Here is a 22,478-nt window from a genome sequence, read left to right as displayed (position 1 = left end):
CCGGATGCCTGACGCATGTCTGTCTCCATGCCTCCACGCTCGCTTTCGCCGATCTCCGGCGAATCCCCCCTCCACCGCTACCTCGGAGTGGCGGCCATCGCGGCGGCCATCGACCTCCTGACCAAGGAGGCCGCAGTTCGGTCGCTCGGGGAGTACGGCCTCTACACGCTTACCGACCGGTTCTCGCTGACGGTGGTGTGGAACCTCGGTGCTGCCGGCGGAACCGTGGTGGGGCCATTTGTATGGCTCCTGAACGTGGTGGTCTCGGTGCTGGCGCTTGGCTTGGTCCTGTCGGTCGTGCGTCCCATGGCGGCGGTCGATCCGCGCTCGACGGTGGCGCTCGGTCTGGTCAGCGGCGGGGCGCTCGGCAACCTCGCCAGTATCGTGGCCGGCCCGAAAGGCGTGGCGGACTTCCTCGCGGTACGACTCACCCAGAACGTAACTATGGTGGCCAACGTGGCCGACCTGTTCCTCTGGAGTGGCGCGCTCATGCTGATCCCCGTGGCGATCACGGTGCTGCGCATGGCGCGCGCGGAACGGGGAGCAAAGGGCGTCCCCGCGCGGGCGCGCATGGCGTAACTGCCGCCGGCCTCGCCCCCTGGGGGCTGGGCGAACGGGCAACGAGCAGGGGTAGGGAGCAGGGAGCAGGGCGAAAATGACAAAGACCCGGAGCGCACCGCGCCCGGGTCTTTCCTTTTCCCCATACGCTTCTCCCTGCCTCCTGCCTCCTGCCTCCTGCCTCCTGCCTCCTGCCTCCTGCCTCCCGCTCCCTGCCTCCCTGAGGACGTAGGCCCGCCGTCCATCACCAGACGGCGAAGCCCCGCTCAGAAGCCCATGTACGCGCGGACGCGCGGCTCGATCCGCTCGGGAGTCCAGGGGGGCGACCACACCAGGTTCATCTGGACATCGGTCACCCCGGGGAGCGTGCGGATCTGCTGTTCCGCTTCGCCCATGATTTCAGGGCCCGACGGGCACCCCGGCGAGGTGAGGCTCATGTCTACGCGCACCGTGCTCCCCTCGACACTGATGTCGTACACCAGCCCCAGGTCGACGATGTTGAGGTTGAGCTCGGGATCCTTGACCCGGCGCAGTGCCAGCTTGGCCTGGTCGGCCGACACGGCACCGGCGGCGGGGGCGGGCGTTTCGGTCATGACTTCGTCCATGGCAGGGTCCATACCGAACTATAGTCGGTAGAGCAATCCCCGGTTCCCTGCTCGGGATTCCTCAGCCTTTGGAACGGGACGACGTCGCCTTGCCACCGCGCTTGGCCGCGGTGGTCTTCCTGCCGCTTGCCACCGACTTGCTCTTGGTTGTCGACTTGCCCTTGGCGGCTGCCTTGCTCTTGCCGGTTGCCTTGCTCTTCCCAGCCGAGGTCGACGCCTTGCCGGTGCTGCGCGTCGCGCTGCTCCCCTTGCTGGACCGGCCCTTGGCGGCCGACCGCTTGGCCGCCGCGCGTCTGGCGGCGGCCGCCTTGCGGCGCGCACTGGCACTGGAGGCGCGGCGCGCGCGCAGGGGACGATTCCAATCCTGGGCCAGATCGGCCCGGAAGCTGGCCGGCATGGCCATGACGCCACCCGGGTCGTCCATGACGGCCAGCACGGCGGCATCGGCGAGGTCGTTGCGCACGTCGGCAATGACCTTGCTGGGGCGGCGCGCGCGGGCGGCATGCACGCGATTGGTCAGGAGCACCACGAACATCTGCCGATCGGGGTCGATCCAGAGCGACGTCCCCGTGAAGCCGGTGTGGCCAAAGGCGCGCTCACTCATGAACTGCCCACACCCGGCGCCGCCAGCGCAGGTGTCCCACCCCAGGGCGCGGTGCCCGGCGGCACGGCGCGTGAACAGCTGCACGGTACTGTCGGCCACGATACGGGTGCCGTTGTACACACCGCCGTCGAGGAGCATCTGTGCGAAGACCGACAGGTCGGCGGCCGTGCTGAAGAGCCCCGCATGTCCCGCCACGCCACCCAGCGCGTAGGCGTTTTCGTCGTGCACCTCGCCGCGCAGCGGGTACCCGCGTGGCGGCGCGATCTCCGTGGGCGCCGTGCGCGCCACCTCGGCGTCGGAGAGCCGGAAGCGGGTGTCGTTCATGCCGAGCTTGCGGAACACCTGCTTCTGCAGCAATCCCTCGAGCGACTCGCCGCTCACCGCTTCGGCAATGAACCCGAGCAGGTCGGCGCCCAGGTCCGAGTACTCGTAACAGGCCCCCGGGGTGCAGGTGATGGGGGAGCTGATCACCGCGGCGCGCGCTTCCAGCGGCGTGCGTGCAATGCGCCACAGCTCGCGTCCCGCCGACAGGCCAGCGCGATGCGTGAGCAGGTGACGTACCGTGACCTGGTCCCTGAGTCCACCGCTGAAGTCGGGGAGGTACGTCGAGACTGGCGCGTCGAGCTCCACTTTCCCCTGATCGAAGAGCACCATGAGGGCCGTGGTCGTGGCCACGACCTTGGTGAGCGATGCCAGGTCGTAGAGGCTTTCGTTGGCAGTCACGCGCGACGCGCGCGTCCAGTCGAGGGTGCCGTAGCCGCGTTGCCAGATGGCGTATCCCTTGCGCCCCACCACGAGCGACGCGCCGGGGTACCCGCCCGCCTCGATGCCGCGCTGCACCACCCGATCAATGGTGGCCAGCCGTTCGGCCGACATGCCTACGGCCGCCGGCTCCCGTTCGGGGAGGCCGCCCGGGAAAGGCCGAGCCACGGCAGTGACGTCGGCGGCAGCGATGGCAAGCGCGGCGAGCAGGAACACGTGGAGAATCCGGCCGTAGGATATGGCGAAGGGACGCACGGGGCAGCGCGTGGTGCCGCCCACGTGACGATCCCTCAGTGCCCTCAAGGCATCTAAGGCGACCGGTCACCCCCGTCAATACCCCGGACGGGTGAATCGGTCCGGGGGCAACGGCGGGTGTGTGACATGACGTCACCGGGTCGCAAGGGAGGGGGCAGGGGGAAGGCAGTCAGGAAGAAGGACGCCGGTCGTGGTGTTCCCCCCGCCCCCTCAACGCCTTCCCCCTGCTCCCTGCCTTGTCATGAACGCCGAAGGCAACCATCCCCCGCCAGTCCGTGACAGATTCCGTATCCCCCATGGAGACCGACGCCGCCATCGTTCGACGGGCGATCGACGGGGATGAACGCGCCATGCGGCTGCTGTGGAATCAGCATGCGCCGCACGTGGACGCGGTCGTCCGCCGCCTCGCCGGAGATCCCGACCTTGCCGAGGATATCGCGCAGGAGGTCTGGATCCAGATCTTTCGTGCGCTCCCGTCATGGCGCGGGGACGCCAAGTTCAGCACGTGGATTCACCGGGTGGCGATCAACCGCACGCTCAATGCGCTGCGCAGCGTGAAGCGGCTGGCGGCCACCGAAACGGGGATCGAGGAGGATTCGGCGGTCGTGGAACAGGATGCGGAGCGCCGCATGTTGGCGCAGAGCATCGACGAGGCGGCGCGGCAGCTCAGCCCCGGCGCCCGCACGGTCTTCCTGTTGCACGACGTCGAGGGGTATACGCACGAGGAGATCGCGGCCGAGTTGGGGATCACCGCCGGTGGGTCCAAGTCGCAGCTCTTCAAGGCGCGGGCGAAGTTGCGGCGGATCCTGGCGCCTCTCGTGGAGCAGCGGCGTGGCCACGACGGCGCCGCCCGGCATTTTGCAGACGGATATGGTGAGTCGTATGGTGGAACCTATGCAACCCAGTAGTCCGCACCTCGCCGCCGAGCGGCTGGCGGCATTCGACGAGACCCCCCTGTTGGCGGGCGAGCTTGCCCACCTGGCGGCGTGCGCCGAGTGCCGCACGGAGTACGAGGCCGTAATGGCCGTCGTCGCGATGGCGGGCGCACTGGGTGCGCAGCTGCCATCGCCCGATACGCCGCGGCTGGTCGAGTTCGACGCCATCTTCGCCGGCGTGGGTCGGAGCGAGGGCGCGCTGGCGGGCGCGTCGTGGGCCACCGGCGGGCAGAACGCGGCGGCCACGCGGTACGTCGAGCGACCGGGTGCAAACACGCCCGCCGCAACGGCGCCGCGTCGCGTTGTGGCGTCCCGGTGGCGGCAGGCCGCCGCCGCCCTGTTGCTGGTGAGCGGTGGGGCCGTGCTGGGGCGGGCCACGAGCCTGGCGGCGCCGACCGGCGCGTCCGTGGCCCTGGCAGGCGCCGGCAGTGACGCGCGCCGCGCGTCGGCCACGCCCGTATCGCTCGCCGCCCGCCCGTTCGCCGACGAGACGTACGGCAGTGTGGAGCAGGCCACCATCGCGCTCAATGAAGCGCAGCGCGAGTACGAGCGGGCGTCGCTCTGGCTGGCGTCGAACGACACGACGATGCGTGATCCGGAGGTGTTCCGGGCGCGACTGGCGGCACTGGACCAGATGATGGAAGCGTCGCGCGTGGCGCTGCGCGACGCGCCACAGGATCCGGTGCTCAACCACTACTATCTCGCCGCGTACAGTGCGCGCGAGGCCACGTTGCAGGCGCTCAGCGGCGCCCTGCCCGTGGACAAGATCATTGAACGGTACTGAGCGATGGGTGGCATGAGGGAGACAGGGAGCACGGCATCCCGGTGGCACACCGCCTCGCGGCTGGCGGCGCTGGCGGGGCTGGTAGCCACGGGGCTCATGGCCGGAGCGCTCGACGCACAGACGCCGGTGAGCAGCCGCTCGCGCACTACCGTCAAGCGGGTCGCGTCGGGAACGGTTACCGGCACGAACGTCTGCACCGAACTCGAATCGTCACCGTCGCCGCTGGTGCACGCGCCCGAGGGGCTGGCGCTGCTGCGTCTCAAGCGTCAGCTGGAGAGTGCGGCGCTCACGCTCGAGCAGCAGCAGCAGCTCGAGCGCGACCAGCTGCAGCGCATTGCGCAGGTGCAGCGCGGCATGGATTCGCTCATGCAGGTGGTGGTGCGTTTCACGCGTGACGAACACACCGAACGGGTGGAGCGCGCGCCCGTCTACGCGCCGCCGGTGACAGGGCGGCGCATGTTCGTGACCGTGGACAGTGGCAATGGCCCGGTGACGATCGACATGGAGGCGATGATGCGCGGCGGTGCGCCCGTGGTGCGTCGGATGCTCGACAGCACCTTCGTGCTGATCGCGCCCCAGGTGAATCGCATCATCCGCGCGCTGCAGCCGCAGGTGGCGGCATTCGCCGGCGAGGCGGAAGCGGCGCTCCCGGGTGCGCTGGTGGCGCCCTCGGGGTACATGGGGCTGTCGTTGAGCGGTGCACAAATCCGCATCGTCACCCCCGACGGCGTGATGACGAGTCATTGCGAATACCCGCTGGTCGAGACGGTCGACGTGGGCTCACCGGCGGCGCGCGCCGGCCTGTCCGCCGGGGACACGCTGGTCGCCTACAACGGACGCGACGTGATGCAGGCGGCGGTGAACTATGCGGAGCTCATCACGGCCGGCAGCACGGTGAAGGTGCGGGTGCGCCGTGCCGGCCGACCGCGCGAGGTGCCGGTACAGGTGGACGCGCGCCGCGACGAAAGCGCCGCCGCGCCGGTGCGTCTCATGCTGCGCGGGACCCCCGATCGGTCGGCGCCGTTTCCGCCGCAACTGTCGCTGCAGATGTTCAGCCCCAACGGGGTGGCCGTGCTCGCCGGGGCGCAGTTCGCGACCATGGACGTCGACTTCGCGCAGAGTCTCGGGCTCGAGCCTGGCGTGCTGGTGCTGCGGGTGCCCGCGGGGACCCCGGCGGCTGACGCCGGACTCAAGGCCGGTGACGTCGTGCGCACGGTGAACGGCCAGGCCGTGCGCGACGTGAACGTGCTGCGACGCGTCATGCAGGGGGCGCGCGACGCGCGTCTGCAGGTGCAGGCACGGGGGGCGGCGCCGCGGGTGGTGACGATAGGAGGGCGGTGACGGCGGTCGGGGTCTCCAGACTGCTGGTGATCCCGACTGCCCCGCACCCCGGGGCTATCGCTTCAACGACCCCGCGGGCACCGAGTACACCAGCCGCACCGTCGCCTTGTCCGCGTCACTCAGCTCGCGCACCCGCACGCGGGCCGACATGATGTTGTCGGCACTCGTGGTGTGATCGAGCCCCAGGAGGTGTCCCACTTCATGCAGGGCAATGGCCCGCATCTGCGGGGCGGTCACCGTGCCGCCGTTGGGATGGGACACCGCCAACTGGATGTCACTGGAGATCAGCCAGTGGCCGCCATCTCGACTCCACACCGTCTTGCCGCTGATGCCGTTCGCGAAGCGATCGACGAAGTGCACGGTGATATCGGCGCTCGCCGAATCGCGCACGAAGGTGAAGTGCACAGGAATACCCGCCTGCCGCCAGGTCGCGAAGGCATCACGCACGGCGGGGGCAAAGTCCGGATTCCACCCCTCGAGCGCCACGGCTTCGCGCACGAAGACGCGCAGCGGGCGTGCGACGCGATCCGGCCAGCGGGCGATCGCCGAGTCGCGGGCAGTGAGCAGTTCATCGAGGTAGGTGCCGCTCGCTCCAACGGTCAGGCGGCGGCGCACATCGTCGAGGTCGCGCCGGCGGTCGCGCCGTTCGGCAGCGGTCACCAGGATCTCCTCGACGTGGCCCATGTCGGCATCGCCGCCCACGCTGCTGCCGTTGCCCGTCCCGTTGCCTGTCCGGTTGCGCAGGCCGCGCGCGGAACTCCCCGGGCGCGGGTCGCCGGAGGGACGCGCGATCGCGCGTGTCGGCTTGCCGACAATCGTGCCCCCCGCCTCGTCGAGGACCGCCTGCCGCGCACCCAGCGTCTGCCCACCAATGAAGCAGGCGAGCCCCACCACACAACAGGCGAGCAGCGTTTCGGCGAGCTTCACAGGCACGACTCAGGAAGCCGGTGCGTCCTCCGCGAGGAAGGTGTGCACCGCGGCAAAGAACGCGTCGGGTGCTTCCCAGAAGGGGTTGTGCCCCGCTTCGGGAATGGGCACGAGGTGCGCGCGCGCCAGGAACTGCGCAGTACGCTCGGCCACCGACAGCGGCAGGACGTCTGCCGCACCATGGAGGACGAGTGTGGGTACCGGGAGGTCACGCAACCGATCGATCCAGTCGTAGCCGTCCCGCCGCAGTCGGGCCGCCACGTGGGCGCCGGTCACACTGTCGCCACGCGGGGGCGCCACACTGCGCGCCAGGGCCGCGTCGGCAAACCACGCCGGAAAGAAGGCCTGGGCGTAGTCGGCGTGCACGCCGAGCTCCGGGCGTTCGAGCTGGCGCACATCGCACGCCGCGAGCCGGGCGCGCGCGTCACCGGTGAGTCGTGCCAAGCCGGCTGTATGCAGCGGTGGCAGCCAGTCGCTCGTGGCGCCCACGGCGTTCACGAGCACCAGCTTGCGCACACCGCCGGTGGCGGCGGCGCTTTCCTGCGCCGCGGCGAGCATGGCGATGCCGCCGCCCCACGAGTGGCCGAGCAGGTCCCACTCGTCGATACCGAGCGCAGCGCGCAGTGCTGGTACGTCACCGGCGTCAAATTCGATGCGGGAGGCGTGCAGCCCCGGCGGCGTGTCGGAGGCGCCGCGGCCGCGCTGGTCGTAGAAGATCAGCTGGCGGTGCGACGCGAGCGGCGCGAGGGCGGGCCAGAGCAGCGTGTGGTCGAACAGCAGGCCGCCGTTGATGCACAGCAGCGGGGACGCGTCGCTGATGACTGGTGTGGTGTACACCGCGAAGTCGAGACCGCGCGCGCGCACCATGCGGTGCTCGAGCGGCGGGCGTGGTGGCAGCGTGCGCCGAAAGGCGAGATAGCGGGCGAGGGCAGACACGCGCGCAACTTAGTCGCCCAACTGGCCCAGGTGGGGCCGGGGCGTTGTGGCGGCCCGCGTCGCCAGGGTCAGGGCCAGCTGTGCCGCAACAGCCCGGTGCTGCCTGCCGGCCGCGCGTAGGTGCGGAACAGGTACTGTGCGTGCCCCCACGCGTTCTCGGCGTAGGCGCTCCAGTTGCCGTGGCGGGTCATCATGGCCCGGTCGTACTGCACGAAACAGTACATCTTCCACGCGGCCGCCTCGGGCATCAGGTTGTCGGCGCGCCGCACGTTGGAGTAGCCCGCGTACAGTGTGGCCGACGCGTGGAGGTCTCGTGCGGCTTCGAGGGCGATACGCCCCGTCACCCGATGATCGGCATGATCGAGCGGATTGGTCAGTACCTCGGGGTCGTGGGAATGCACGTGCACCGCCATCCCGGGCCGCTCGTGGCCGCGCACGAGCGCGGCGACTGTTTCGGCGAGGTCGGTGACACTCGTGTACGCCGCCGTGCCGTCGAGCGCTGCCAGCGGGCCGAGGCTGGTCTGCGCCAGCTTCTGCAGCGAGCGATACCCATGCACGGCGAAGCCCGAACCATCGGGCCGGCCATCGGGGAGACGGAGAAACGCCGTTGAGGTGCCGTCTCCGCGGCACACGCGCACGGTGCGACCCCCCGGCTCGCTGCCGCGCCGTGGCGATCGGAGCGGCACCGCGGGCAGCCGCCACGAGGTGCACAGCGGCGCGATGAGCGGACCGCCCGCCAGTCCCTGGGCCGCCTGCATCGAGGCCAGCGCGCCGGCTTCCCGCGTGTGCCAAAACTCGCTGCCTCGCGCCGCATCCCCGGCGCTGGTGATGATCGCCACCACGGGACGGCCGTGACGCAGCGCATCCACGAGCACATCGCCCATGAAGAGTTGCCAGTCGTCCGCGTGCGCCACCACGAAGACGTCGAGGCGGTGACCGGGACCTTGGGCGTGTGCGGCCCGCGTCGCCGTCAGGCTCCCGAGCAGCGTCACCGACCACAGCAGCCGGCGGGCAAGCAGGACGACGCTCCGGCAAGCGTACCCGCCTGGGCGGTTTCGGCGAACGACAGGCGTCAGCACGATCGGCGGCGTCAGCGCGACCCGCCCAGATACCGATCGAAGTGCTGCACCAGTTTGCCCAGCAGGTAGCGCGCGTGCTGCGGTCGCGCCGTCCATCCATGCGTCGCCGATGGGGCAATCACGAGATCGAAATCCTTCCCCTGCCGCATGAGCTCCTCGGCCAGATCGGCCGTGGTCTTGAACGGCACCACGTCGTCCATGAGCCCGTGAATGAGCATGAGGTGATCCTGCAACCCGCCGGCGTACTGCAGCGCGCCCCGCGTGAACGCCTCGGGGTGCGACTGCGGCCGACGCGTGATCGCCACGTCGTCGCTCCCGTAGAACCGCGGGTCGGTGGCCGAAGCGCCCGCGACCCCGGCCTTGAAGAGCCCGGGGCGTGTGAACAGCGCATACACGGTAATGAGACCGCCGTACGACGATCCGAAGATGCCGGTGCGTGCGGTGTCGGCCCACGGTTGCGCGCCGAGCCACCGCTTGGTGGCCGCGAGATCGTCGAGATCCTTGCCGCCCCACTCGAAGAGGAACGCCTCGCGGAAGGCGCGGCCGTACCCCGTGCTGCCGCGCACATCCACCTGGATCACGGCATAGCCGCGCTGTACGAGCAGCTGCTGCAGCAGGGTGTACGTGCCGCCCCACCGGTTGCGCACGGTATTGGAGTACACCGGCCCGAAGATCACGGGCACGCGTTCGCCACGCGTGGCCGCCTCTGGAAGCCACAGCTTGGCGTGCAGCGAGTCGGCACCCGGCACATCGCCGGCACCGGCAAAGCGCACGTACTGCGGTGCCGCCACCCGGGCCGCCGCCAGCGCCGCGCCGCCAGCCGTCGTGATCACCTGCTCGGTGCCACGCGGGCCGCTCACCAGCACCAGATGCGGCGGCGTCACATCGTCGCTCACGATGCTCGCCACCGCGCGGCCGTCGGGGGCGATGAACACCCGGTGCGTACCGACGCGACGCGTGACCTGCACCGGTGCCTGGCCGCGATCCATGCGCCACAGATGGCGTTCGCTCACCGACGGAGCCGACGACAGCCAGGCGACCGCGCCATTGGGTAGCGCCAGCGCGGCGCCCTGCACGTCACTCGTGGCGGGCGTGAGGGGCACCGGTGTCGTGTCGGTGAGCGAGACGGCATACACGCGATAGCGATCGTCGCGATCGGTGGTGAGCAGCAGCGACCGGCCGTCATGCGCCCATGCCGATCCGTGCTCCGTGTAGATGCGCGATTCGCGGCGGTCGCTGTACACCAGCTGCGGTGCAGCGCCCGGGCGCACCACGTGCACCCAGCGACGCGTGGCGTCGTCGGCTTCGCGGTCCACCATGAGCACGCCCTGCGGTGACCATGCGAAGTTGAGGATCTGCACGGCGGTGGACTCGTCGAACGGGAGCGGCGTGAGGGTGCCGCTGGTCACATCCACGAGCGCCACCTGCCGCGATTCGTTCGGATCACCCGGATACGACCGGCGCAGCATGTTGAGCTGCGTTTCGGCGCCGAGGTAGTACGGAAACGGCACGGTACGTACGGCGCGCCGGTCCACCACGTGCACGGCGAGGGTGCGACCATCGGGCGCCCATGCGAACGACGGCGCCGCGGTGCCCCACGTGCCGGCGCCGATCTCGCGGTCGAGCCGCGCGTAGGTGCCGAGCGGCACGGTGGCCATGGAGGGCACACTCACCCGAGTCAGCTGCGCCGGTATGGACGCGGGGTTGGTGAGCGACACGGTCCACACGTCACCGTTGCGCACGTAGGCGGCCCGATCGCCCGCCGGCGACAGCGCCAGCTCGCGCGCGTCGGCGGCGACGACGGCCATGGTGTCGAGCATGACCCGCGTCGCCGTACCACTGGCCAGCGTCGCGCGCAGCAGCAGCTCGCCGCGCAGCAGGTACAGGGCACGACTGTCGGCACGCCAGGCGATTTCGCGTACGGCGGCACCGCGAGCGGTGGCACCGCGAGCGGCCGGTGCCCCTTCGGCGGCGAGCGACAGCGCCCGGCGTGTGCGGCCGTCGGCGCTCACCAGCCACACGTCGCGCGTGCCGTTGCCGCCGGTGCTGTCCCACACGAAGGCCACGGTGCGGCTGTCCGGAGCCCACACCACCGCCCCCGGCGTACTGCCGGTGATGGCGCCGCTCTGCACGATCTGCGACATGGTGAGCGGCTGCGCGGAGGCGGCGCGCGCCCCGAGCAGCAGCGCGCCCGCCATCACCAGCACCCGCCTCACGGGAAGATGCCCATGTCCACGTACGACTGCGCCACCTTGTTGATGGCACTCACCATGGCCGCGGTCCGCAACGTCACCGTGGGATCGCCGATCCCGCGGTGCACCTCGGCCAGCTGGCGATACGCCACGATCATCGACTCGGCGAGCCCCGAGGCCACGAGATCCTCCTCGTCGGCGCCCTCGGTGAGCGAGAGTGCTTCGGCGTCGGTAAACGTCTGCCCTGTCTTGCTTTCGATGGCGCGCAGCAGCTTGCGCAGCGTCTCTTCTTCATGGCGCTTCTGCATGCGACCGAAGCGCACATGCGAGAGATTCTTGAGCCACTCGAAGTACGATACGATCACGCCGCCGGCGTTGAGCCACACGTCAGGGAGCACGAGGATGCCGCGCGCGGCGAAGATGGCCTCAGCTTCGGGAGTCGTGGGCCCGTTGGCGGCTTCGGCGATGATCTTGGCCTGGATGCGCGGCGCGTTGTCGGCGGTGAGCTGATGTTCGAGCGCGGCGGGAACGAGGATATCGCAGGGCAGTTCGAGCGCCGACATCGCATCGGGGATGTCGGTGGCGCCGGGGAAGCCGAGCAGCGTACCGTGCGCCTTGCGCCAGGCATCGAGCGCCACGATGTCGAGCCCCTTTTCGTTGGTCACGGCGCCGTTGTACTCGGCAATCGCCACCACGAGCGCCCCCGCCTCCTGCAGGAAGCGCGCGGCCCAGTAGCCCACGTTGCCGAGCCCCTGCACGATGACCCGCTTGCCTTCGAGGCCGCGCGTGAGCCCCAGCTGCTTCATGGCCTCGCCATCGTCGCACGCTTCACGCAGGCCGTAGAAGACGCCGCGGCCCGTGGCTTCCGTGCGGCCGCGAATGCCGCCCTGCGCGAGCGGCTTGGCGGTCACGCAGGCGATCGCGTCGAGTTCGCCGTTGGCGAGTGAGGCGTAGGTGTCGGCGATCCACGCCATTTCCTTGGAGGAGGTACCGTAGTCGGGGGCAGGCACATCGATACCGGGGCCGATGAAGCGCTTGCGCACCAGCTCGAAGGTGTAGCGGCGAGTGATGCGCTCGAGCTCGGCTTCGGAGTACTGCCGGCGATCGATCTTCACGCCACCCTTGGCACCGCCGAAGGGCACGTCGACAATGGCGCACTTGTACGTCATGAGGGCAGCCAGCGCCTGCACTTCGTCGTCGCTCACATTGGGCGCATAGCGGATGCCACCCTTGGTGGGTGACTTGTGCTGCGAATGCTCGGCGCGCCATCCGTGAATGACCTCGATGGAGCCGTTGTCGCGGCGGATGGGGAAACTCACCATGTAAACCGCGTTGCAGGCGCGAATCTGCTCGAGGAGTGTGCGGTCGTGTTTCGTGTGAGCGGCGGCGCGATCGAACGCGGCGTTCACCTGGGCGAGGAAGCTCGTGGACACGGGGCTGGGGCGGGAGGTGGGAGGCGGCTCGCCCGTTTGCCTGCGTCGGCAAACACGAGCCTGTGCAAACCGTGCTGCTGTACCAACAAAGCTAGGCGGGGGACCCGTGCAACGGGGAGGACGTCGCTGTCGAAGGCGCGGCCCGGGCTACCACGGCCGCACGTGATCGACGAGGCGACCGGTCGCGATCAGTTCGTGCAGTGCGTCACCGAGCGCGCTGCTCATGGCGTTCACGCGGTCCCAGCGGGCGAACCGCTCGGCGTCGGCAAGCGTGTAGAAGTCGCGGCGATCAGGAATCTTGCCGCCCGGCAGCGCGGCCACGAAGGCGGCACTGGGCGCGATCAGCAGGGTGCGCGCGAAGTTGCGTGCGCCGGCGCGACGCCAGGGCAGGGACTTGTCGAACCAGCCGGGGATGACCCGCTCCACGAAGTGCGGAAAGAGCACGAGCCCGTCGCCGTCGCCGTAGTCGAGATCGAGGTGATAATCGGTCACACCGCCATCCCAATGCACGCCGGGGGTATCGGGAATGCGCACGCCGTCGAGCAGCAGCGGGATGGAGCCGCTGGCCAGCAGCGCCGCGCGCACGTTGTCGGCCGTAAGGGGACGGTGCACTGTGGGCAGGTCGCGCAATCGGAGAAAGGGGGACTCGCTGCCGCAGGCATGAAAAACGGTGCGTCGCAGCTGCAATGCGAGCGAGCGTCGTGAGACGAGGTTGGCCGCCGCGGCGAATGCCATGGCGGTGGCCAGCACCAGTCGTTTCTCGCTCGCCGCCGGGCCACGCGCTTCGGCGGTGATGATGTGCACGCGCACCGTGGGGTGGCGCACGATCTCCTGGGCACCGTGGGGGCCCAGCAGGTGGTCGAGGCAGCGGGTCAGCACCTCGGTTACCTGACGGGGGGTCGGATTGGCCGGGTACACCTGATGGCGCGTGTAGGCCTCGTGTCCCCGCGCGAGTGCGGCGAGCGGGTCCTGCTGGGCCAGACAGGCCATGCGCCAGCTGCCGATGGAGCTGCCAATGGCGTGCAGCGGCCGCGATCGCGGCGCCTGCAGGAAGGTGCCGAACAGGTAGCGGTCGAGTCCCGCGAGGGCGAGCCACTTGGCGCCCCCGGAGGCGCCGGGGAGAATATCGACGTCCTCGGCGCGCAGCCCCCGGTCACGGAGCAGGGCGAGCGCCTGCGGACCGGCGCGGAGAGTCAGGAGTCGCGACATTGGCTAGGGAAACTACGCGGGGGACCACGCGCGATCGACGACGCATTGGCGACCACGCTTTGGCGGAAACGCGTTGGCACGGACGCGGTGGCAACGACGCGGGGCCACGCGGGCGCCAACGCGGGCACCGACGCGGGCACCGACGCGGGCACCGACGCGGGCACCGACGCACGGCAACTACGTGGGTTGGGGTCGGGGTCGGGGGGCGGCTGCGCCGGCGTTGGTGTCGGCGTTGGTGTCGGCGTTGGTGTCGGCGTTGGTGTCGGCGTTGGTGTCGGCGTTGGTGTCGGCGTTGGTGTCCGCGTTGGTGTCGGCGTTGGTGTCGGCGTTGGTGTCCGCGTCATTGCCAATGCGTCCGTGCCAACGCGTTCCCGCCAACGCGTCGTCGCCAACGCGTCCCCGATCGCGCGTTCCTCCGCGCGTTCCTCCGCGCGTTGTCCCCGGGGCCTCCCCGCGCCCCCTCGTTCCCCGCGTCTCCCCGTCAATCCCGATTGACGCGGTCGGCAATTCCCCTTATCCTCCGATAACAGTCTCTGAGAACTATTCTCATCTATGATCATGCGCGCGCTCCGCCCCCTCCTCTTCTGGACCCACCTCGTTTCCGGCGTCGTCGCCGGGGCGGTCGTGCTCATCATGTCGGTCACCGGGGTATTGCTGACCTACCAGAAGCAGATGACCCTCTGGGCGGACCTGCGCGGCGTCGAGGCCGGGCCGCCCACACCGGGCGCGGTGCGCCTTGCCCCCGACTCGCTGCTGGCCCTCGTCGCCGCGCGCGGCGGCAAGGCGCCCACCACGGTTGTCTGGCGCAACGGCGCCGAGATGCCGGTCGAAGTGCAGTTCGGCCGTGAGGGGCGGCAGTACCTGAGCGCCTACACCGGCGAGGTCGTGGGCACCGGCAGCGTGGCCATGCGCAAGGTGTTCAGTGTGGCCACCGAGTGGCATCGCTACCTCGCCATGAAGGACGACGACCGCGCCACCGGCAAGGCCATCACGGGGTGGTCCAACATGGCGTTCCTCGTGCTCGTGCTCACCGGCATGATCCTCTGGTGGCCGCGCAAGCTCACCTGGAGCGCCGTGCGCAGCGTGCTGCTCTTCCGGCGGGGGCTCACGGGCAAGGCGCGTGACTTCAACTGGCACAACGTCATCGGCATCTGGAGTGCCGTCCCGCTCGCCCTCGTGGTGGCCAGTGCCACGGTGATCTCCTTCCCGTGGGCCAGTGACCTCGTGTACCAGGCGGTGGGCGAGGCACCGCCGCCGCGCTCGCCGGAGGGGGCCGCGGGCGCCGCCGCGGGAACCGCCACCTTAACCGCCACCGGAACCGCCACCGGAACCGCCACCGGCACACGACCTGCCCCCGCGCCGACACCGCTGGTAGGCGACGTGTACGCGGTGGCCGCCGAACGCATGCCCGACTGGCGCGCCATGTCGCTGGCCTGGCCCAAGGCCGCCGACGCGCCACTCGTCTACACGATCGATCGCGGCATGGGTGGGGAACCCACCAAGCGGGCCACGCTCACCCTGTCGCGCCGTGGCGAGCCCACCACGTGGCAGCCGTTCGACTCGCTCACCACGGGCCGTCAGGTGCGCAACATCATGCGCTTCACGCATACCGGCGAGGTCCTCGGTTTCTGGGGGCAGACGCTCGCCGGAATCGTGTCGCTGGGGGCCTCGGTGCTGGTGGTCACCGGCCTCCTGCTCTCTCTGCGTCGCCTCCTGGCCTGGCGCCGTCGCGGTGCGCGCGCCGAGGCGTCGGCGGTCGTCGCGGCGTAACGCGCGTCGCGTCGTCGCTGGCGTTGCAGCAACCGCCCTCGCGGCGGCGCTGAGCGTGCAGAGGGCATACAGCGCGACACCCGTCGCGCAACGGCTGTCCCATCACGCGCTCGATGCCCCGCACCGCGCCATCCTCCTACGGACTGGGTGCCGGCGCGTGGTCGCGCGACATGAACACCGCGAACCGTGCCGAGCGCGCCATCAAGGCGGGGCGGGTGTGGACCAACTGCTACCACCTGTACCCGGCCCACGCCGCCTTCGGTGGCTACAAGCAGAGCGGCATCGGCCGGGAGAATCACACGATGATGCTCAGCCACTACCAGCAGACGACGAACTTGCTGGTGAGCTACAGCCCGAACGCGCTTGGGTTCTATTGAGTCGAACGTGACCGATATGCTGGCAACGCCCGTGGCTCGTGCGACTGTCACACCGGCCGCCGCCGCCCTGCTGCACAAGCTGCAGGCACTCCACGGCCCGCTGGTGTTCCATCAGAGCGGCGGGTGCTGCGATGGCAGCGCGCCCATGTGCGACCCGCGCGGTGAATTGCGCATCGGTTTCCGGGATGTCTACCTGGGGACCATTGCGGACACGCCCTTCTACATCGGCGGCGAACAGTACGAATACTGGAAGCACACGCTTCTCATCATTGACGGCGTGCGGGGGCGAGGGTCGGGATTCTCCGTGGACGCGCCGGAGGGGGGGCGCTTTCTCACGTGGTCGCGGTGGTACCGCGATGCGGAGTGGGAGCGGCTGCAGGCGCCGGGGGAGGCGCCGAGGGGGGAGCAGTCGGTGGTTTGAACTAACGACTGACAACTCCTACCAGGAACCAAGAACTCCCCCGGAGATCACGTGATCTTCGGGGGCGTTTGTCGTTGGTAGTTCGAGTTGCGAGTCGTCAGTGCAACCGCCTACAACCCCACACACTGTGCGCTCAGCGCCCACAGCCGCTCGCCCAGCTGCTGATTCTGCGCGCGCGCCGTGAGCGGCTGCGCGAAGGCCTCGCGCCCTTCCTGCTGGCGATTGCCCCAGCTCCAGTGCACGCCGCTGCGCTCGCCGAACTTGGCGTCGGCCACCACCTGCGCCAACCGATCACCGGCCAGCGCCTGCGTCACGTAGCCCTTGGTGATGTTCTTCTGGAACCACGGGAAGATCACCTGGAAGGCGCGCGGGGTGTGACGGAAGAGCGGGGTGTCGGCCACACACCCCGGGTACAGTGTGTTGAACACGATGCCGGTCTTGTCGTGATAGCGACGATGCAGTTCACGCCCCGTGATCATGTTGCACAGCTTCGAGTCCTTGTAGGCCTTGCCGGGCTTGAACGCCTGGCCATTGAGCATGGCGATGGGGGCCGTGAAGCCCGCTTCGAGCCCTTCGAGGTTGCCGATGTCGGCCGGCGCCGGAATGGGGATCTTGCCGCCGAACTCCTCGGAGTTGGCCGTGACAGTCCCCAGAATGATGAGCCGACGCGACGCGTGCGTGCTCCGCTCGAGGTCGGGGAGCAGCAGGTTGGCGAGCAGGAAGTGCCCGAAGTGATTGGTGGCGACGCTGATTTCGTAGCCTTCGGGGCTGCGTGCCGGCTCGGTGAGCCGTGGCAGGTATACCGCGGCGTTGCACACGAGCGCGTCGAGCGGGCGGCCCAGGGTGCGGAAGGCCTCCACGAAGGCCCGCACGCTGGCCTGAGAGCCGAGATCGACGTGCAGCAGCGTGCGACGGTCGGGCGCAATGCCCAGCGCGTCAGCGGCGGTCGCCGCCTTGGCCAGGTCTCGGCAGGCCATCACCACGTGCCACCCGCGGGTGGCAAGGGCGGCAGCGCCGTACAGTCCCACACCGGACGAGGCGCCGGTGATGATGCAGGTTGGACTCGGGGTCACGGGAGCGGAGAGGTCGGATGGACGCAAGCGGGCGGGCCATCGCCGGTCGCGCCGGCGTTGCATAGGGGAGCAACACACTCGGCTATGCGGGCGCAATATCTCCATCTCCGGCCGGAGCCGCCAGATGACCCGGCGCGGGATGTTGCATGAAGGATGGGTCCGCCGCTTGCCGGCGCGCCCCACCCGGTCGCATTCTGGGGAATGGCGACAGCCCCCGAAGTGCGACCGCTCCCTCCGCGTCCGCGTGACGATGAACTCGACCTGTTCGGGATCACCCATCCCGGTCGGGTGCGCACCAGCAATCAGGATCAGTTCCTGCTCTGTACCGTGCACCCGCAGGTCGTCGTGCACGGCACCAGTTTGGCCGACACCTCAGCCATCACACTGCGCGGCGAACGGGTAGCTACCATCATGCTCGTGGCCGACGGCGTGGGCGGTAGCGCCGACGGGAGTGAAGCCAGCCGGCTCGCCACCATTTCGGTGACCGAGTACTTCGCCTCCGCCATGAAGTGCTGGCACACGGCGGGTTCAGCGTCGGAACACGAATTCACCGCCGCACTTCGTGAAGCGGCCATCGAGGCGCACCGGCGCGTGAAGGAGCAGAGCGCCGTGCAGCTCGACGGACGCAAGATGGCGACGACGCTCTCGGTGGGCATCATCGTCTGGCCCTGGCTCTACGTCATTCAGGTGGGTGACAGCCGCTGCTATCACTTCGAGGACGGGCAGCTGCGGCAGGTCACGCGCGATCAGACCCTCGCGCAGGAGATGATCGATCGCGGCGCGCTCACCCCCGAGCGCGCGCACAACTCCCCGCTCAATCACGTCCTGTCGAGCGCCATTGGTGCCGACGATGCGGTGCCGGAGATTTCGCGCGTGGATGTGCGCAAGCGCGGCTGCATCACCCTCGTGTGCAGCGACGGGCTCACCAAGCATGTGAGTGACGACGAAATCGCCGCCGCCTGCGAGCGCATGACCAGCAGCGAGCAGCTGTGCCGCACGTTGCTGGACCTCGCGCTCGCGCGCGGCGGCAGCGACAACATCACGATCGTGTGCGGACGGGCATTGCCGTAGGGGGAGTGTGGCAAGGGCCGTGCGTGCGACAAACAGCAGACGGCAGACGGCAGGCACCACAGCAGGCAGTACGGCAGGAATGTGGTACAACAAAACGGGCGCCACCGCTTCGCGGGGCGTCCGATTTCCTTTGCGGTAGGGATATCGGGAGCCGCGCGCAGCGCCGGCTCCCGCGTTGGTCTTCCGAATCCCTGCCCAACTGCGTGCTGTCGTTCCTGCCGTCTGCCGTCTGCTTGTGGTCGCCCACACCACCGGTCAGGTGATGACCGTCGGCTCGGTCCGCCCCGTCCTCGCCACGATCTCTGCCAAGCCCAGCGCCACATCGACCAGTGCACGAAGCGCGACCGCCGTCTCCATCCCCAGCCGGTCGGCCGCCGTCTCGCGACTCTCGATGTACACGCGGATCGTCGCGCCCTCCGTGCCCGTACCGGAGAGCCGATACACGATGCGCGCGCCGTCCGTGAACAGCACCCGGATGCCCTGCTTCGCGCTCGTGCTCCCGTCCACCGGGTCGGTGTAGGCGAAGTCGTCGGCCGCGTGCACCGTCCGTCCGCCCAGCGACGTGCCCGGCAAGGCGGCGAGCGCCGCACGCAGGTGCGCCATCACGCCGTTCGCCGCATCGGTGGGCACCGCCTCGTAGTCGTAGCGCGTGTAGTAGTTCCGGCCGTACGTGGCCCAGTGCTCGCGCACGATCGCTTCCACGCTCATCCCCCGCACGGCCACGATATTGAGCCAGAAGAGCACGGCCCACAGCCCGTCCTTCTCGCGCACATGATTGCTGCCGGTGCCGAAGCTTTCTTCGCCGCAGAGCGTGATGCGCCCCGCGTCGAGCAGGTTGCCAAAGAACTTCCAGCCGGTGGGGGTTTCGAAGCACGGGATGCCCAGCTTCTCCGCCACCGCATCGACCGCAGCACTGGTGGGCATGCTGCGTGCCACACCGGCAAGTCCGCTGCGGTACCCGGGCACCAGCGTCGCATTCGCCGCCAGCACCGCCAGGCTGTCGCTCGGCGTCACGAAAAAGCGCTGGCCAAGGATCATGTTGCGGTCCCCGTCGCCATCGCTCGCCGCGCCGAAGTCGAGCGCGTGTTCGCCGAACATCTCCTCCACGAGCTCGTGCGCGTACGTGAGATTCGGGTCGGGGTGCCCGCCGCCGAAATCGGGGAGCGGGACCGCATTGATCACCGTGCCGGCCGGTGCCCCGAGACGCCGCTCGAGCATCTCCACCGCGTAGGGGCCCGTGACGGCGTGCATGCTGTCCATGCGCAGGCGGAAGCCGCTCGCGAACAGCGCACGAATGGCGTCGAAGTCGAACAGTGTGGCCATGAGATCGGCGTACGCGCGCACAGGATCGACGATGTCGAGCGTGAGCGTGCCAACCTGCTGCCGGCCGATTGCCTCGAGGTCGAACGCCGGCAGCTCGGCGATGCGGTAGCTCGTGAGCGATGCCGCGCGCGTGGCCACGGCATTGGTGAACGACTCCGGCGCCGGGCCGCCGTTGCCGGCGTTGTACTTGATGCCGAAGTCGCCGTCCGGCCCGCCGGGGTTGTGGCTGGCGGAAAGGATGATGCCGCCGGCAGACCCCTGCCTGATGAGGTGAGACGCCGCGGGCGTGGAGAGCAACCCGCCCCGCCCCACGATCACGTGGGTCACGCCGTTGCCCGCTGCCATGCGGATGATCGTCCCGATCGCCTCGCGATTGAGGAAACGACCGTCACCACCGATCACCAACGACGAGCCCGAGGGAATGGCGGCCTCGTCGAACAACGCCTGCACGAAGTTTTCGAGGTAATGCGGTTGCTGAAAGACCGGCGTGCGCTTCCGTAAACCCGACGTCCCCGGTCGCTGGTCGGCGAACGGGGACGTGGAGACGATCGTCACACCCACTTGAGATCCACCTTGCTGAGTGGCAACTGTCGGACCCGCTTGCCCGTGGCCTGATGAATCGCGCCCATGAGCGCCGGGATGAGCGGTGGCATGGCCGGCTCGCCAATGCCGGTGGGAGAGAAGGTGGTCTTCTTCCAGTGCACTTCCACCACCGGCGGCGCCTGCTTGATGCGCAGGAGCGGGAAGTTGGTGGCCGAGCCGCTGGCCGTGGTGGCCGGCGAGAAGTTCTGCTGATCGGCCTTGCCCGCGGTGAAGGTGATCTCCTGGCCGTACGCCTGCCCCATCGCGTCCAGCACGGCGCCCTGCACCTGCTGCTCGGCGTGGTTGGGGTTGATGATCTCGCTCCCCACGTCACCCACGGCCCACACCTTGTCCACCTTCACGTCGCCCGCCTTGCTCACCGTGGCCTGCACCACTTCGGCGAAGTAGCCACGGTGGCTGTAGTAGAACGCCACGCCCATGCCCGTGCCCTTGGGAAGGCTGCCTCGCTTGCTCCACCCCGACACGTCGCGCACCATTTCGAGGATGCCGATGACGCGCTGCGCGTCCATCTGTCCCGCCTGCTGCTGCGGCGTGAGCGGCTGCGCAGCCGGGATCTCGCTCTTGAGCATGTCGATGCGGAACTGGAGGGGATCCTTCCCCGCCGCCTCCGCACATTCGTCGACGAACCCCTGGAAGGCGAAGCTCAACGCGTTGGAGCGCGGCGCCCGCAAGGCGCCCGTGGGCACGCCGAGCGGCATGACCGACACGTCGAGCTTGAGGTTGGGCACGAAACGCGCCGGATACTCGCCGGGGCCGATGTCGGCGCTCGATGCGAAGCGTTCGCCCTGTCCGAAGGTGGCAAAGTGGTTGCGGAACGCGATCAGCTTGCCGTTGGCGTCCACGCCGGCGGTGAACTTGTGGAAGCCGCCCGGACGGAACTGGTCGTGCTGCATGTCATCTTCGCGCGTCCAGATGAGCTTCACCGGCACCTTGGCTTCACGCGCGATGAACGCCGTTTCGGCGAGCGGCTCGTTGTACAGACGGCGCCCGAAGCCACCACCGGCGCGCATCATGTGCATCACCACCTGGTCTTCCTTAAGCCCCAGCGTCTGGGCCACCAGTGCGCGTCCGCCCTGCGGCGTCTGCGAGGTGGTCCACATTTCGCACGTGCCGTCGGCGTTCATGCGCGCCGTGCAGTTCTGCGGCTCGAGCGTGGCGTGATTGATGAACGGATAGCTGTACTCCGCCTCGATCACCTTCTTCGCGCCCTTGATGGCGGCGTCGAAGTCGCCGTCGCTGCGAATGGTGCGATGCGCGGGCGCAGCGAAGAACTCCTTGGCCTTGGCGGCGAAGGCCGCGCTCGACTGCTGCGATGTGGGATGATCGGCCCACGTCACCACCAGCTTCTTGCGCGCCTGCTGCACCATCCACCAGTTCTTGCCCACGATGGCCACACCGGCCTTGAGGCCGGCGAGGTTGTCGGTGCCTTCCACGACGAACGCGTGCGTGACCCCGGGCTGCTGCTTGATGACGTCGAGGTTGGCGCTCTTCACCTTGGCGGCGTACACCGGCGCCTTCACGAAGGTGGCGTAGTGCATGTTGGGCACCGTCACGTCGATGCCGAAGATCGGCTTGCCCGTGGTGATGTCCTTGATGCCGACCGTCTTCTTGCGGGTGCCGATGATCGTGAAGTCCTTCGGATCCTTGAGCGGCACCGCATCCAGCACGGGCGGCGTCATGGTGGCCGCCGTGGCAGCGAGCGCACCATAGGTGGCCGTCTTGCCGCTCGATGCGTGGCTCACCACGCCCTTGGCGGTGGTGAGTTCGGTCACCGGCACGTTCCACTCCTTCGCCGCCGCCGCCAGAATCATCTGGCGACCGGCCGCCCCCACGCGGCGCTGCGGAATCCAATTCGTGGGCGTGGCCGTGGAGCCGCCCGCCACCTGCGCCGGGTACTTCGTGGGATCGAAGTCGGCCTGCTCGATGCGCACGTTCGCCCAATCCACATCCAGCTCCTCGGCGATCAGCATGGGCAGCATGGTCTTGATGCCCTGGCCGATCTCGGGGTTCTTGGCCGTGATGGTAACGATGTTGTCGGCGGTGATGCGGATGAACGCACTCAGCGCCGGGTCGGCTGTCGGGGCGGCCGTTCCGAGGCGCGAGATAGCCTCGAGCGGCTCGGCGTAGCTGGCGAGCAGGATGCCGCCGCCGGCCAGTGCGGTGACCTTGAGGAAGTCGCGGCGCGTGGCGCCGGTCGCGGGCGTGATGGGAGCAGCCATG

Annotated in this window: 19 protein-coding genes and 1 pseudogene; 8 read left to right on the top strand and 12 right to left on the bottom strand. The window is 69.3% G+C overall.

Annotated elements, in window-relative coordinates:
- The first annotated feature begins 15 nt into the window (after window positions 1-15).
- Entirely contained in the window at window positions 16-579 is a 564-nt protein-coding gene (locus tag O9271_RS00615) for a signal peptidase II (protein WP_298265161.1), read from the top strand.
- A 245-nt stretch (window positions 580-824) separates the two neighbouring features.
- Here O9271_RS00615 and O9271_RS00610 read toward each other — a convergent pair whose 3' ends face one another.
- Both O9271_RS00610 and O9271_RS00605 read right to left on the bottom strand, forming a co-directional pair.
- The gene (locus tag O9271_RS00610; protein WP_298265159.1) at window positions 825-1,175 is read right to left on the bottom strand and encodes a metal-sulfur cluster assembly factor; all 351 of its coding nucleotides are present in this window, start codon (window positions 1,173-1,175) and stop codon (window positions 825-827) included.
- A gap of 49 nt (window positions 1,176-1,224) precedes the next feature.
- Window positions 1,225-2,745: a serine hydrolase gene (locus tag O9271_RS00605; protein WP_298265157.1), complete on the bottom strand. Its 1,521-nt coding sequence runs from the start codon at window positions 2,743-2,745 to the stop codon at window positions 1,225-1,227.
- 314 nt (window positions 2,746-3,059) lie between these two features.
- On the opposite strand from O9271_RS00605, the gene O9271_RS00600 reads away from it, so the two are divergent.
- From O9271_RS00600 to O9271_RS00590, 3 genes are read left to right on the top strand one after another with little or no spacing between them, the layout of a single operon-like run.
- Window positions 3,060-3,692 (top strand): sigma-70 family RNA polymerase sigma factor, encoded by a 633-nt coding sequence (locus tag O9271_RS00600; protein ID WP_298265155.1) that lies wholly within the window; start codon window positions 3,060-3,062, stop codon window positions 3,690-3,692.
- On the top strand, window positions 3,679-4,503 hold the full coding sequence (locus tag O9271_RS00595) for a hypothetical protein (protein ID WP_298265153.1): 825 nt from the start codon (window positions 3,679-3,681) through the stop codon (window positions 4,501-4,503). The genes O9271_RS00600 and O9271_RS00595 overlap by 14 nt, the downstream gene beginning before the upstream one ends.
- A 12-nt stretch (window positions 4,504-4,515) precedes the next feature.
- Window positions 4,516-5,844 carry a PDZ domain-containing protein gene (locus O9271_RS00590; protein ID WP_298265151.1) on the top strand — a complete coding sequence of 443 codons (1,329 nt, stop codon included), beginning with the start codon at window positions 4,516-4,518 and terminating at the stop codon, window positions 5,842-5,844.
- Window positions 5,845-5,898: 54 nt separating this feature from the next.
- On the opposite strand, the gene O9271_RS00585 is transcribed toward O9271_RS00590, so the two are convergent.
- The 7 genes from O9271_RS00585 to O9271_RS00555 form a co-directional block, all read right to left on the bottom strand.
- Window positions 5,899-6,771, bottom strand: a complete 873-nt coding sequence (locus tag O9271_RS00585) for a matrixin family metalloprotease (RefSeq protein ID WP_298265149.1) — start codon at window positions 6,769-6,771, stop codon at window positions 5,899-5,901.
- Between the two features lie 9 nt (window positions 6,772-6,780).
- Entirely contained in the window at window positions 6,781-7,707 is a 927-nt protein-coding gene (locus tag O9271_RS00580; protein WP_298265147.1) for an alpha/beta hydrolase, read from the bottom strand.
- Between the two features lie 68 nt (window positions 7,708-7,775).
- A complete protein-coding gene (locus O9271_RS00575; protein ID WP_298265145.1) occupies window positions 7,776-8,699 on the bottom strand; it encodes a hypothetical protein in 924 nt (307 codons plus the stop codon).
- A gap of 98 nt (window positions 8,700-8,797) precedes the next feature.
- Complete coding sequence (locus O9271_RS00570) at window positions 8,798-11,002, bottom strand: prolyl oligopeptidase family serine peptidase (RefSeq protein ID WP_298265143.1); 2,205 nt, start codon at window positions 11,000-11,002, stop codon at window positions 8,798-8,800.
- Window positions 10,999-12,411 carry a Glu/Leu/Phe/Val dehydrogenase gene (locus O9271_RS00565; RefSeq protein WP_298265141.1) on the bottom strand — a complete coding sequence of 471 codons (1,413 nt, stop codon included), beginning with the start codon at window positions 12,409-12,411 and terminating at the stop codon, window positions 10,999-11,001. The genes O9271_RS00570 and O9271_RS00565 overlap by 4 nt, the downstream gene beginning before the upstream one ends.
- A 147-nt stretch (window positions 12,412-12,558) precedes the next feature.
- Window positions 12,559-13,620, bottom strand: a complete 1,062-nt coding sequence (locus O9271_RS00560; protein WP_298265139.1) for a patatin-like phospholipase family protein — start codon at window positions 13,618-13,620, stop codon at window positions 12,559-12,561.
- 177 nt (window positions 13,621-13,797) lie between these two features.
- The gene (locus O9271_RS00555; protein WP_298265137.1) at window positions 13,798-13,998 is read right to left on the bottom strand and encodes a hypothetical protein; all 201 of its coding nucleotides are present in this window, start codon (window positions 13,996-13,998) and stop codon (window positions 13,798-13,800) included.
- Between the two features lie 180 nt (window positions 13,999-14,178).
- Here O9271_RS00555 and O9271_RS00550 point away from each other — a divergent pair, with 180 nt between their 5' ends.
- The 3 genes and pseudogenes from O9271_RS00550 to O9271_RS00540 all read left to right on the top strand — a co-directional run bounded on the left by O9271_RS00550 (window position 14,179) and on the right by O9271_RS00540 (window position 16,188).
- Window positions 14,179-15,390, top strand: a complete 1,212-nt coding sequence (locus O9271_RS00550) for a PepSY-associated TM helix domain-containing protein (RefSeq protein WP_298265135.1) — start codon at window positions 14,179-14,181, stop codon at window positions 15,388-15,390.
- Between the two features lie 137 nt (window positions 15,391-15,527).
- Window positions 15,528-15,767, top strand: a pseudogene (locus O9271_RS00545) (aldehyde dehydrogenase family protein); the annotation flags it as partial.
- 16 nt (window positions 15,768-15,783) lie between these two features.
- Window positions 15,784-16,188, top strand: coding sequence for a DUF779 domain-containing protein (locus O9271_RS00540; protein ID WP_298265413.1), 405 nt, complete (start codon window positions 15,784-15,786; stop codon window positions 16,186-16,188).
- A 110-nt stretch (window positions 16,189-16,298) separates the two neighbouring features.
- On the opposite strand, the gene O9271_RS00535 is transcribed toward O9271_RS00540, so the two are convergent.
- Entirely contained in the window at window positions 16,299-17,261 is a 963-nt protein-coding gene (locus O9271_RS00535) for a protochlorophyllide reductase (protein ID WP_298265131.1), read from the bottom strand.
- Between the two features lie 201 nt (window positions 17,262-17,462).
- Here O9271_RS00535 and O9271_RS00530 point away from each other — a divergent pair, with 201 nt between their 5' ends.
- Window positions 17,463-18,332, top strand: a complete 870-nt coding sequence (locus O9271_RS00530; RefSeq protein WP_298265129.1) for a protein phosphatase 2C domain-containing protein — start codon at window positions 17,463-17,465, stop codon at window positions 18,330-18,332.
- A 255-nt stretch (window positions 18,333-18,587) separates the two neighbouring features.
- Here O9271_RS00530 and O9271_RS00525 read toward each other — a convergent pair whose 3' ends face one another.
- Both O9271_RS00525 and O9271_RS00520 read right to left on the bottom strand, forming a co-directional pair.
- Window positions 18,588-20,216 carry an alpha-D-glucose phosphate-specific phosphoglucomutase gene (locus tag O9271_RS00525; RefSeq protein ID WP_343213853.1) on the bottom strand — a complete coding sequence of 543 codons (1,629 nt, stop codon included), beginning with the start codon at window positions 20,214-20,216 and terminating at the stop codon, window positions 18,588-18,590.
- Complete coding sequence (locus O9271_RS00520) at window positions 20,207-22,477, bottom strand: molybdopterin cofactor-binding domain-containing protein (RefSeq protein ID WP_298265125.1); 2,271 nt, start codon at window positions 22,475-22,477, stop codon at window positions 20,207-20,209. Before O9271_RS00520 ends, O9271_RS00525 begins: the two co-directional genes overlap by 10 nt.
- Window position 22,478: the final 1 nt, after the last annotated feature.

This window comes from Gemmatimonas sp., assembly GCF_027531815.1.
Lineage (GTDB): Bacteria > Gemmatimonadota > Gemmatimonadetes > Gemmatimonadales > Gemmatimonadaceae > Gemmatimonas.
The sequence above is the reverse complement of the archived record's forward strand: the minus strand, read 5'-3'. Positions and strand labels throughout refer to the sequence as shown.

What these genes read in the sequence shown, in the direction of transcription:
- O9271_RS00615 (WP_298265161.1), top strand. Translation starts at nt 16, where the DNA reads ATGTCTGTCTCCATGCCTCCACGCTCGCTTTCGCCGATCTCCGGCGAA.
- O9271_RS00610 (WP_298265159.1), bottom strand. Translation starts at nt 1,175, where the DNA reads ATGGACCCTGCCATGGACGAAGTCATGACCGAAACGCCCGCCCCCGCC.
- O9271_RS00595 (WP_298265153.1), top strand. Translation starts at nt 3,679, where the DNA reads ATGCAACCCAGTAGTCCGCACCTCGCCGCCGAGCGGCTGGCGGCATTC.
- O9271_RS00590 (WP_298265151.1), top strand. Translation starts at nt 4,516, where the DNA reads ATGAGGGAGACAGGGAGCACGGCATCCCGGTGGCACACCGCCTCGCGG.
- O9271_RS00560 (WP_298265139.1), bottom strand. Translation starts at nt 13,620, where the DNA reads ATGTCGCGACTCCTGACTCTCCGCGCCGGTCCGCAGGCGCTCGCCCTG.
- O9271_RS00550 (WP_298265135.1), top strand. Translation starts at nt 14,179, where the DNA reads ATGCGCGCGCTCCGCCCCCTCCTCTTCTGGACCCACCTCGTTTCCGGC.
- O9271_RS00540 (WP_298265413.1), top strand. Translation starts at nt 15,784, where the DNA reads ATGCTGGCAACGCCCGTGGCTCGTGCGACTGTCACACCGGCCGCCGCC.
- O9271_RS00530 (WP_298265129.1), top strand. Translation starts at nt 17,463, where the DNA reads ATGGCGACAGCCCCCGAAGTGCGACCGCTCCCTCCGCGTCCGCGTGAC.
- O9271_RS00520 (WP_298265125.1), bottom strand. Translation starts at nt 22,477, where the DNA reads ATGGCTGCTCCCATCACGCCCGCGACCGGCGCCACGCGCCGCGACTTC.